The following is an 11,630-nucleotide window of genomic DNA, read 5'->3' on the forward strand; positions in this document are numbered from 1 at the left end:
CCTTTTTGCCGCCAGTAGGCGGCCATTTTTTTAATGTCGCTTTTCTTCCTGACAGGATCGGTTACCGCCGACATGCCAAACCGCCCCTTTCTTCCAAAATTATTGACTTAAAGGAAAAACATTGTTAACATTATATATGTCAATATTCACAATGCGTCAGTTTTTCGCGCGCTGCAAACAATGTTCATTTTAGCACAATCGCCGGGTCAACAGAAGTTAAAAACTGTTGACCCGGCAGTTTTTCTTTGCCCTGCGGCGCAGGGTTTCCCGCGCCCGTTCTTTTATTTGATCTATAAATGCGGCAAAAATGGAAATGGCTATTTACCGCCTGTGTGCGGCCTATAAACTTAGGTTTCGGTAAACAATATTTAACTTCTGTTGATTTGTCCCACAAACCGCCCAAAGACAGCCTCCGACAGCAGCTTGCACCGCTGCGCCGGATATTTTCCCGTTCCCCGGGAAGGAAGCTGGCCTTGGTTCATTAAGCAAGCGGCCATTTTTTTAATATCGCTTTTTTTCCTGACAGGATCGGTTGCCGCCGACATGCCAAGCCACCCCTTTCTTCCAAAATTATTGACTTAAAGGAAAAACATTGTTAACATTATGAATAAGGAAAAACAATGTTGACATTATGAATGTCAACATTTACGATGCGCCAGTTTTTTGCGCGTTGCGAACAATGTTCATTTTAACACAACCGCCGGGTCAACAGAAGTGAAAAACTGTTGACCCGGCAATTTTTCTTTGCCACGCGGCGCGGGGTTTCCCGCGCCCGTTCTTTTATTTGATCTATAACGCGGCAAAAATGGAAATAGCAATTTACCGCCTGTGTGCTGCCTATCAACTTCGATTTCGGTCAACAGTTTTTCACTTCTGTTGACTTGGGCCCACAAACCGCCCAAAGACAGCCTCTGGCAGCAACTTGCGCCGCTGCGCCGGATTGTTTTCCCGTTCCCCGGAAATGAAGCTTGCTTTGGTTCCTTTGATCTTCTTCCGCATGTCATCGGACGGGTTTTGAAGCTCCGGGGATGTCGGCCGCCCTTGCTTGCGGCTTTCGGCGGCATCAAGCTTTCCAGCCCTTCCCATTCTCCAATTGTCAGTTCATGTCGTTTTGTCCTTTTATTGCATTGCAAAACTCGTTTTTTAAAGCCGGAGTCTTTTTGTGCCTAAAGTTGCGCGCATTGGGGCGCGCCATTAACTCCAAGGTTCCGTAGTCTTGTCGCGGAGCAGTTTTATTGATTATTATTGTTGCGAGGTAGAAAGTGAAAAGGATTTTCGCAATAGGCTTTTTCTTGTGCTTGGCGCTCTTGCCAATGCTGCCCGGCTGTGCCAAATCGGAGCCTGCCGCCGCTCCACCCGGCACGCCAGGCGAATATGCCGTTTACATGCCTTATTACAAGGATAAAGTTTCTTTGTTTGAATTTATGGCGCAAAATACCGAAAAACGCAAAAATACCGTGGTTTTTCTCGGCGACAGCCTTACCGATTTTGCGGAATGGCCAGAGCTGCTGACGGGCAAACGGGCAAACATCGTCAATCGCGGCATAGCCGGGGATACGGCTTACGGCGTTCTGAATAGGCTGGACAATATTGTCGCCTTGCAGCCTGCCAGTATTTTTCTGCTTATTGGCATAAACGACCTTTGCGTTTATGCGCAACCCCAGGCGACGCAAAAACAATATGAGCAAATTGTCGCCATTTTGCGGACTAAACTGCCGCGCTGCAAACTTTATCTGCAAACATTGCTGCCCATAAATAACTATTTGCTGAAAGTGTCCATAAATAATGAAGTGGTCGCCGCGTTTAACGAGCGCATCAGAAATATGGCCAATGCGGCGGACAATATAACGGTAATTGATTTATATCCGCTTTTTCTCAAAGACGGCCAGTTAGATCTTTCCTATACAAATGACGGCATACACTTAAATGCCAACGGCTATCAAGTCTGGCTGAATGCCGTGAAAAACAAGGTCTAAGCCATCGGTCGCGCAATTTACGATATTTTGTTTTGGAGGAGGCACCTGTGAGGAAAAAGGCATCATTGCGGCGCGGCAGCGGCATACTGCCCCTCTTCTTGTATCTGCTTGTTGCGCGTCTGCCGATCTTGGCATATGCCGATACCGCCATTTCCGCTCCGTCTGAAGCCAAGCAAGTTATTGCCAACGCCAAGAATGATTACCGGGCCGGCGAACAGCGGCAGGAAGCAGAAAGCTACCGCGCGCATCTGTCCACGCAGGCAGAAACTGCTTTGTCCGAGGTGGAGAAGGCCGGCGAATTGCACGCAGCGGCAAAGAGCCAACTGATAAAAGCTACGGAGGCTTTGACGGCGGCGCAAGTTCAGAGCGCCGCGGCGAAGGAAGAGTTGTCCTTGGCGCAAAAGCGCTATGAAGGTGATGCCGCCGAAGGGGAAAAGCTCTTGGCGGAGCTGGCACGGGCGCATGAGCGGCTTGGCAAGATCACGCAAGAATTAAATGAACGCGAAGCATATTTGCAGGAGCTGGCCGAACAGTCTTATCGCACCGGCGGCAATCCGCCCGGCGCGCCGGAGGAGCATTTTTTGCAATGGGGCAGGCTCCGGCAGGCGAGGGAAGAAGCCGATCTCGCGGCGCAACATCTCCGTGCGTTTGAAGAAAGCCATCTGCAACTGACGGCGCTTGTAACGGAAAAGAGCGAAAAAGCAGTTGCCGCGCAAATAGCCTGCAGCCAGGCCGAAGAAACAATACGATGGGCGCGCGAGGCCGAGGCCGGCTATGCCCAATATTTAGCCGAGGCCAAGGAAAGACATGCCGGAGCCATCAAAGAACGGGAATCATTTTTTTACCGTGTGCAAAATCCGCCCGTCTATAGCGGCTTTCCCACCGGAATAAAATATTATAACTGGCGCGGGCAAAATGGCAGCAGCGGACAACAGTTTCTGCTCCCGCTGGGCATCTGGAGCGCCTGGAAAAATCTCTCTTTAGGCGTAGCCACTAATTACGCGCTGGGCAGAGCGCAGAACTCCTACGGCAGCGGATCGGTTGCCGGCATGACCGATATATACCTGTATCTGGGCATGCGCCAGAATATTAACAAAAAGTTTTATCTGGAATATTCCTTCGGGCTCAATCTGCCGACAGGCAAAAACGCCTTAGGAACTTACCAAAGCAATGCCCGGATGCCCGGCGACTTGGTTGAGCTGGAGTCTTATGGCGGCGGCTGGCAATACCAGCCGGGACTGCAAATCAACTGGCTGCCTTATAAATATGACAAATGGACTTATGGCACAAGCTATAATTTCAGCCGCTACTTCGACCAGACCAGGGACATAACCAATGATGCCACAAAACCGGGCCGGGAGTGGAACAATTTCCTGCGCTATCAGCACGCCGAGGAAAAATGGCAGCTTGTCGCTGAAATATACAGCACAAGTTACAAAACCAGCATGTTCAGAAATGGGTTCTCTTACAATACTAAAAACGCTTGGAAATACAAAATCACTTTCAACCGCAAAATTGCCGCCGACCAAGAATTGATGCTGTATTATTGGCCGCAGACGCAGAGCAAGGACAATGCTTCCTTTGCCCTTTCTGACGCTTCCCGCACTGATTTTTACGGCATCATGTGGAGCAAGCACCTGGGCCGCGACCGGACGCTGCGGGCCGCCTTTGATGTCATGCGGACAAGCGGCTCGCGCTTTGGCGGCATCCGCGGCTTTTACGACTCTTACGGCAATCCGCAGAGTTATTACACACAAGTCATGGGCCGCCGGAAATATACCGTTGGCATTGGTTACGACCGCCGTATCAATTCTTCGCTCAACTTGTCCTTTGACCTGCGCTGTTTTTGGATGAAGGACGGCGTTTCCAGCTTGGGTGAGCCTGCGACAAGATACAAAGGCTATTCTGCTGTTTTATTGTTAACCAAAAGTTTGTAGTTTTGTTTTTTCAAGAGGTATAAACATGTCAAGAGGAGATTAACATGGACAAGAAAGAAACGCCGAAATTCGAAAAATACCGTGGGTTGTTTATTGTTACGATGATTGTGTCGACAATATATATGGCTTGGCGCATTATCTTTACCGTGCCAAGTTGGTCTGACGGGATTGCCGCCGCATTGTTGGGAGTATATCTTGTGTCTATGGAGCTTTTCGGCACATTGGAAGTATTTGAGCATTATAGAAGCTTGTCAAATATTTTTGTGCCTGAAAAGCCCAGCCCGCCCGCCGAATGGTATCCCGAGGTGGATGTTTTCATCGCTACCTACAATGAGCCGCCGGAACTCCTGCGCAAAACCATCAACGGCTGCCTGAACATGGACTACATAGATAAAAAGAAAGTCCACATCTATGTATGCGACGACAAGCGGCGCGAGGAGATAAAGGCGCTGTGCGCGGCTATGGGGGTGCGCCACCTCACCCGCGCCGACAATAAAGACGCCAAAGCGGGCAACTACAACAACGCGCTGCTTCATTCAACATCGCCGCTGATTGCCAATTTTGACGCCGACATGATTCCCATGCACAACTTTTTGACCGTCACGGTGCCGTATTTTTACGTTTCGCCCCAAGAGGCGGCCGAACGGCAGGCTAAGGGGCTGCCCGCCAAAAAAGTGGGCTTTGTCCAGACTCCGCAATGTTTTTATAATCCCGACCTTTTCCAGTATAACCTTTATTCCGAAGCGAAAATCCCGGATGAGCAGGACTATTTCTTCCGCGATGTGCAGACTGCCCGCAACAAGACCAACTCTGTCATATATGCCGGATCTAACACGGTCTTGTCCCGTGAAGCCCTTCAAGCGGCGGGCGGCTATTTTACCGGCGTTATCACGGAAGATTTTGCCACAGGGCTGATGATTCAAAGAAACGGCTACCTGTCCTATGCCATCCCGGAAATTGTGGCCTCCGGCCTTGCCCCCGGCGACTTGAAAAGTCTGATCAACCAGAGAAAGCGCTGGGCGCGCGGCTGCATACAGACATTATACAAACTTAAATTCCTCTTTATCAGCGGCCTTACCTTGGAGCAAAGGATTTCGTACTGGACGGCTTTTTCTTACTGGTACTCGTCGCTGCGCCGTCTGGCCTATATCATCTCGCCCATCGCGCTGGCTGTCTTTTCTGTCCCCGCCCTCAAATGCTCCTTCTGGGAAGTAATGGTTTTCGCGGTGCCCGCCTATGTACTGCAAGACTATACCTTAAAAAAACTTTCCGGCAACATCAGAAATTCCCGCTGGTCGATAATTTACGAAACAATTTTGTTCCCGTCCCTTCTGCCCGCGCTTTTTCTGGAAACCTTCGGCATCAGGCAAAAAACTTTTTCCGTAACCAGAAAAGACGGCGGCAGAGAGAGCAACCGCAGCTATCAACGCAAACACGCCATACCGCATATCATCTTTTCGCTACTGAGTTTGGTTGGCATAGCAAGCTGCCTGCGCGACATGTTTGTGACCGGCAGCACCTCTTACATTGTCATATTGTTTTGGCTGCTGGTCAATTTTTACACGACTTCTATGGCGGTATTCTTCATGCTGGGAAGAGAGATCAAGCGCACCAGCGAGCGTTATTTTGCCGCCATTGACTGTGAGCTGTCGTGGGCCGGTCAAAATATGCAGGCCAAGACTGCCGATATTTCGGAAAATGGGTTTTCCTTGCTGCTGGACTTTCCGCATTACATACCGGATGACCTTGAACTGGACGCGGTTTTGCGGACAGAGCGCTATGAAAGCCGGGTGAAATTTCAGATCGTAAATGTAGTCAAAACTGGGAAGGGCTATAAATATGCCGCCCGCATCACCCGGGCGCTGGATTTTGCCAACCAAAACGCCCTTTACAGCATTGTCTTTGACCGCATACCCACCCTGCCGGCGGAATTGTCGCCGGCCACCAGCCTGTGCGCTGATTTTGTTGATAACATCAGGGAAAGATTCCCTCGGCAGGAGTTTTTGAACCGCAAGCTGCCGAGGATACCGCTTAATGTCGTTTTGAAGCCCGTGGAAGGCCCGTCCCTGCGCATGCTGAATTTCAACTACGCCTATTTGCTGGCGGAGATTGCGGGCAGCACGCCGGCGAAACTGACCATACCGCTTGCCGGCAAGATCCGCATGGAGTGTTCTTTCAGCAAAAACAATCCCGCCGGGCTGCCCATTTACCATATCGACAACTTCAAGGAATTTGCCGGACTGCCGGGCTTTGCGGACATACTGAAAGCATGGCTGAAGGATAGCGAGACAGTTCCCCAGCCCGTTGACCGGGAGGTGATCGCCTATGAGTTTAATGAGTTCAGCGAAGTTTCTAACTTGTAGCCTGATAGCCGCCGCCTTGCTTTGCTGGCGTTGTCCCTTGGCCGATGCCGCGCCGCTGGCCTTTTCCGGCCAAGACGAAAGCCGCGTGATTTCTTTAGACCCCGGCATGATAAGCGATGCGCAAATTAGCGAAACCGCCCCCGGCCATTACCGCCTGTCCGCAAATGCCGCCGGGCTGGACGCGTCCGCCGGGCAAGTGGTTTTCGCCAATTCCAACTATCTTGTCAATGACTGGCGCGCCTATGATTCTTTGTCTTTGGCCATCAAAAACACCGGTTCCGCCGTTCTGCGGCTGAACTTTGCCGTAAGAAACAGCCCGCTGGTCTCCCTGACCGTGGACAACGGCCAGCCCGCTTTGTGGCAAGGCTCGGTTGGCCAACAGCCGACAAGCATCCTGCCGCTTAACGGCATGTTTGAATTTTCGCCGGGCGAGGCAGGCATCCTCACCATCCCATTTAGTTCTTTGAGCTATGCGGGCAAGCATTTCCCCATTGATTTTTTCATCACCTGGAACATTATGTTTTTTGTATTAAAAAATGAGCGGATAGAAGCGGAATTTGGCGGCTTTACGCTAAACCGGGCGCAAGCGTATAAACGCGGCGTTGCGCCCGGCCGGGCGCAAAACGTCTTGGAAGGGGACGATGCCGTGCCGCGCCCAATCGCCGGCGCGGAAAGCATCGCCTTCTACAAGCCGCCGGCCATGGCCGGCGCGGAGTTTGCCTTGGCGGCGGACTATGCCGGGGTAACCATAAGCCCGGACGGACGGCTGGTCGTAACCGACTCCGCCCGGCCGGGAAGAGTAACCATCGTCGCCAAAGACCGCATCGGCAATACCGCCTACAAATACGTCAGCATAATCGGGCCTAATGTATGGGGAAATGAGTTTACGCTCATGCCCGCACAGGCGGTGGCCGGGTATGACATGTCCGTCTGGTGGCTGCAAGAATCATCCTACCGCGCCATGCGATGGGCTTTGGCTGGCCTATTTATCCTAATGCTGGGGTTTTACGCCTATGGGCGGCGCTTGAACGCCCGGCACAATTCACTGGCGGGGAGGGGATAGTATTCTTTTTTCCAGCATAGTATTTATTCTTTATTTCTTGCCTGCTATTCTGGGCATTTACTACGTCCTTTCTTTTTCGCGTTTCTTACAGAACACCGCCCTTTTTTTGGCCAGCATGTTCTTTTATTCCTGGGGCGAGCCTGTCTATGCCTTGATCATGCTTTTCAGCATTGCCGCCAACTATGTTTTTGGTCTGCTGATTGCCTGTTCCGGCAAGGCGGCAACAAAGAAGAGATTTCTGTTTTTCGGCATTGCCGCCAACCTTGCCGCGCTATTTTATTTTAAGTACACTCATTTTTTACTGGTAAATATTGACCCGAGCGGCTACTTGGAAACGCTTGTGCCGTTGGTCGCCTTGCCTATCGGCATATCCTTTTATACCTTTCAGGCCATGTCCTACATCATAGATATCTATCGTGGGCGGGTAGCGGCGCAGCGCAACCCTATTTACCTTGGCATGTATATAGCCTTCTTCCCGCAACTGATCGCCGGGCCAATTGTTACGTATAACGTCATTGAAGACCAGATACTCTACCGCAAGACTACTTGGCACAAGTTTTCCATAGGGTTTTGCCGCTTTGTTACCGGTCTGGGCAAAAAGGTGCTGATCGCCAACAACATGGCGATTGTCGCGGACCGCATTTATGAAATGGCCGCTTTCGGCAGCCTGCCCGCCTCCCTGTCCTGGCTGGGCGCGGCCAGCTACACACTCCAGATTTACTTTGACTTTTCCGCCTATTCGGACATGGCGATAGGGTTGGGGCTGCTTTTTGGCTTTGTTCTGCCGGAGAATTTTGATTATCCTTATTGCGCAAAATCTGTTACCGAATTCTGGCGGCGCTGGCACATGACCCTTGGCCAATGGTTCCGGGACTATGTATATTTCCCGCTGGGCGGCTCGCGCGTCGGCAATCTCGACCTGTTGGTGCGCAATCTCTTTGTGGTCTGGCTGCTGACCGGACTGTGGCATGGCGCGGAATGGACCTTCGTCATGTGGGGCATTTTGCAATTTGTCTGCATGGTTGGCGAAAAACTCTTTTCTTTTGAAAAGATGCGTCTGTCCCGCGCCAAGCATTTGTACCTCATTTTAGTCATCATCATCTCCTTTGCCCTGTTCCGATCGGACAATCTGCCCGCCGCAAGCGTCTACTACGCCGGGATGTTTGGCTTTGCCGGATTTTGGAGCGACTTCACTTGGATGTTTGTCAAAGAAAACTTGGTTGTTTACCTCGCGGCCATACTATTTTGTCTGCCGGTCTCCCGCCGCTTCAATTATATGCTGGTAAACGGCAACTATGGCTGGGCGGGCAAACTGGCTATGGGCACTTATCCGGCGCTGATTCTGGGTATATTCCTGCTGTCCTTGACCTATCTGGTCAAAGGCGCCTACAACCCTTTCATATACTTCAGATTTTAAAAATCTTTCCGGAGGCGCTACTTATGAAACAGTTTTTGCGGATGAAAAGTGCCGCCGCCCTGATTGCCGGGCTGGCCTACCTTGGGTTTGCCCTGCTCAACGCGCGGTTTGCCCTGCCGCTCATCCGCGATGGTTTTGCCCGGCAATTGGCGGACTCCGCCGTTGCCGGCCTGAAAGAACGCGTGGAAAAACTAAACTATGAAATCAACGAAAATGTTCGCGGGCGCAATGCCTTTGTCACTTTGCACGGCTTTGTCCAGCGCGTCTTGGACAAAAATGAGGAAAACAACTTTGAAGTAGCTAAAGATACCGCCGGCTTCGGTCATTTTATCTGGTTTCAAAGGGAAGTTTGGCTTGACAAAAAAGTTCTGGATAGAACCGTCAAACTAAAAAGCCTGCTTCCCGGCAAAACAAACTTCACGGTCGTCTTGGCGCTGGATAGAGTCGTGAAAGGGTATACCACTTTTGAGCGCGGGCTGCCTAATACCTACATCAACGAAAGGGCGGATCTGTTCCTTGACGGTTTGCGTAAAAACGGCATCGACTATTTTGACTTGCGCGATCGGCTGGACAGCGCCGGGTCGGACAAGTCCGCGCTCTTTTTCAAGACCGACCACCACTGGCAGATAGAAACAGCTTTCTGGGCTTACACCGAGCTGGCCAAATTCCTGCGGCAAAACCATGGTTTTTCTGCCGATGACTTTTATCTTGATAAAAATAATTACAATTTCATCACCTACAAAAAACATTATCTGGGTTCTATGGGGCGCAAAACGGGGCTTGCTTACATGGGCGCGGACGACTTTACGGTTATATATCCCAAGTTTAAGACCGACTATGTTTATACCTGGCGCTCCGACATGGACAACGCTGACAAAGCCTTGAGCGGCCGGTTTGAAACCGCGCTTTTGGCGCCGCTCGATCATGGCCATGCTGATTTTTTTGACAATGGCGACAAATACTTTACCTATCTGTACGGCAATCCCGGACTGGCGCATATCGTCAACAAGAACAATCGCGACGGCTCCAAACTGCTCTTTGTCAAAGATTCTTTCGCGCCGCCGGTGGCCGCGTTCTTGTCCTTGCTCTGCTCGGAGGTTTGGCTGATCGACCCCAGATGGTATGAAGGCGAAATAGGGGATTTTGTTGCCGGGGGCGACTTTGACCATGTGTTTCTCTTTTTATCGCCCAGTCTGCTTGACAGCGCGTTTTTTACCTTTTGCGCCGATGACGCGGCGCAAACCGAAACTGATCGGCTATAATGAAATTAAGCCTGTATGTTGGGAGCTTGCTGGCGGTGTGTTTGCTGTTTTTGCGCGCCGTGCCGGGCTGTTGCGCCGAAAAAGGGCAAGTGCCGCCTTTTCACCGGGGAATAAGCATCGGCAACGCGCTGGACGCGCCGCGCGGCCGACCGTGGGACGTTAAATTAAAAAATAGCTACTTCGCGCTGATCCGGCAAGCCGGTTTTGGCTTGGTGCGCCTGCCGGCGCGCTTCTCCGACTATACCGGCGCGCCGCCTGATTATAAACTTGACGCCGCGTTTATGCGCAAAATCGACCGGCATATTAAGTACGCTCTCAGGGCAGGTCTGTATGTCATTCTCGACCTGCACCATTTTGTGGAAATAATGGACGAACCGTATCGGCACCATGCCCGCTTTCTTGCTATATGGCGGCAATTGGCGGATAGGTACAGGGACTATCCCGCCGCGCTCATCTTTGAGGCGCTGAACGAGCCGCACGGCCAACTGTCCGGTTCTCTATGGAATGACTACCTGGCGGATGCCGTCGCCATTATCCGCGCCAGCAATCCTGAACGGCACATAGTAGTCGGGGCGGACGAGTTCAACTCCATTGCAGGATTAAGCAGGCTGATTTTGCCGCCCGCGCGCAATTTGATTTTGACTTTCCACTACTATGCGCCGATAGAATTCACCTTGCAAAAACAAGAAGCCTTGGGCATGGACAAAAGCGAAAGCGTTGGCTGGCTGGGTACGGACGCTGAATTGGAATATATTAAAAATTCATTTTCGCTTGTCAGTCAATATGCTAAGGAGCGCGGACTGCCTGTGCTGCTGGGAGAGTTTGGCGCCAATGAAAAAGCGCCGCCGCACATGCGCAAGGCATGGACGGCGGCGGTCAGGCGGCAGGCAGAGCAACAGGGTTTTGCCTGGGCTTACTGGGAGTTTGCCTCCATCTTTGGCGCATACGACACCAAGGCAGGGGAATGGAGGAATTTTATTTTGTCCGCGCTGATTGACTGACGGAAAAAATTGATCTTTTTCTTTTTAATGTGAAACCGGCATGATTTTCATAGGGGGATGGATAAGCTAAACAGCAAATTAGTTTGCTTGCAAGCTGTTGAAAAATAACAATCTGCTTGCGCTCAACGGGCTTTTATGCCCCATAATCATCCAACCTCTTTTGTTGCCATCCAATCCATGCTCGCGCCTTGTCCGCCGCAAACCTCACGTTTGATCATGATTGGTTGTTATGCTGCGTTATGACGCATTGCAAAAGAAAAACTTGCCCGTTCATAAAAACCCGGCAAAACTTGCTTCAACCGAACGCCGCGACAAGAGGGCGGCTGACTGTTTTTGACGTCGGACGCGAAGTCCATTGTTCAACATCGTCAAACCGGTTGTCCCTCTTGTCGTAGCTTAGACGTGAATATGGAAACAGGCGCGGTTGCCTGCCGCGCCTGTTTCCATATTTTTATTGCAGCAAAAGTTACAACTTCGCGAGCAAATCCCCTTGCCAACGTCTGCCGCAAGTTGCGCCGCATGACCTGCGCAAAGTTTTATCGGGGGGGGGGGGGGGGGGGCAAAAGTAAATGTTGCCCTAATTTTTTGTCCCCAAAAACCGTAATAAAATA

The 11,630-nt window shown here is 51.2% G+C and carries 9 protein-coding genes; 7 read left to right on the forward strand and 2 right to left on the reverse strand.

Annotation, left to right across the window (positions count from 1 at the left end):
• Window positions 1-184: 184 nt before the first annotated feature.
• Together LBO03_02225 and LBO03_02230 are read right to left on the reverse strand one after the other, a co-directional pair.
• A complete protein-coding gene (locus LBO03_02225; GenBank protein ID MDR3348416.1) occupies window positions 185-403 on the reverse strand; it encodes a hypothetical protein in 219 nt (72 codons plus the stop codon).
• Window positions 404-683: 280 nt separating this feature from the next.
• Window positions 684-902, reverse strand: a complete 219-nt coding sequence (locus tag LBO03_02230; GenBank protein MDR3348417.1) for a hypothetical protein — start codon at window positions 900-902, stop codon at window positions 684-686.
• A 411-nt stretch (window positions 903-1,313) separates the two neighbouring features.
• On the opposite strand from LBO03_02230, the gene LBO03_02235 reads away from it, so the two are divergent.
• From LBO03_02235 to LBO03_02265, 7 genes are all read left to right on the forward strand, one after another.
• The gene (locus LBO03_02235; protein MDR3348418.1) at window positions 1,314-1,976 is read left to right on the forward strand and encodes a GDSL-type esterase/lipase family protein; all 663 of its coding nucleotides are present in this window, start codon (window positions 1,314-1,316) and stop codon (window positions 1,974-1,976) included.
• Window positions 1,977-2,023: 47 nt separating this feature from the next.
• Complete coding sequence (locus LBO03_02240; GenBank protein ID MDR3348419.1) at window positions 2,024-3,913, forward strand: hypothetical protein; 1,890 nt, start codon at window positions 2,024-2,026, stop codon at window positions 3,911-3,913.
• A gap of 44 nt (window positions 3,914-3,957) precedes the next feature.
• Window positions 3,958-6,276 (forward strand): glycosyltransferase, encoded by a 2,319-nt coding sequence (locus LBO03_02245; GenBank protein MDR3348420.1) that lies wholly within the window; start codon window positions 3,958-3,960, stop codon window positions 6,274-6,276.
• Window positions 6,239-7,339: a hypothetical protein gene (locus LBO03_02250; protein MDR3348421.1), complete on the forward strand. Its 1,101-nt coding sequence runs from the start codon at window positions 6,239-6,241 to the stop codon at window positions 7,337-7,339. The genes LBO03_02245 and LBO03_02250 overlap by 38 nt, the downstream gene beginning before the upstream one ends.
• A gap of 115 nt (window positions 7,340-7,454) precedes the next feature.
• Window positions 7,455-8,756, forward strand: a complete 1,302-nt coding sequence (locus tag LBO03_02255; protein ID MDR3348422.1) for a hypothetical protein — start codon at window positions 7,455-7,457, stop codon at window positions 8,754-8,756.
• A gap of 23 nt (window positions 8,757-8,779) precedes the next feature.
• Complete coding sequence (locus tag LBO03_02260; GenBank protein MDR3348423.1) at window positions 8,780-10,018, forward strand: hypothetical protein; 1,239 nt, start codon at window positions 8,780-8,782, stop codon at window positions 10,016-10,018.
• Window positions 10,018-11,019, forward strand: a complete 1,002-nt coding sequence (locus LBO03_02265; protein MDR3348424.1) for a glycoside hydrolase family 5 protein — start codon at window positions 10,018-10,020, stop codon at window positions 11,017-11,019. The genes LBO03_02260 and LBO03_02265 overlap by 1 nt, the downstream gene beginning before the upstream one ends.
• Window positions 11,020-11,630: the final 611 nt, after the last annotated feature.

Source organism: Acidaminococcales bacterium (genome assembly GCA_031290885.1).
Lineage (GTDB): Bacteria > Bacillota > Negativicutes > Acidaminococcales > JAISLQ01 > JAISLQ01.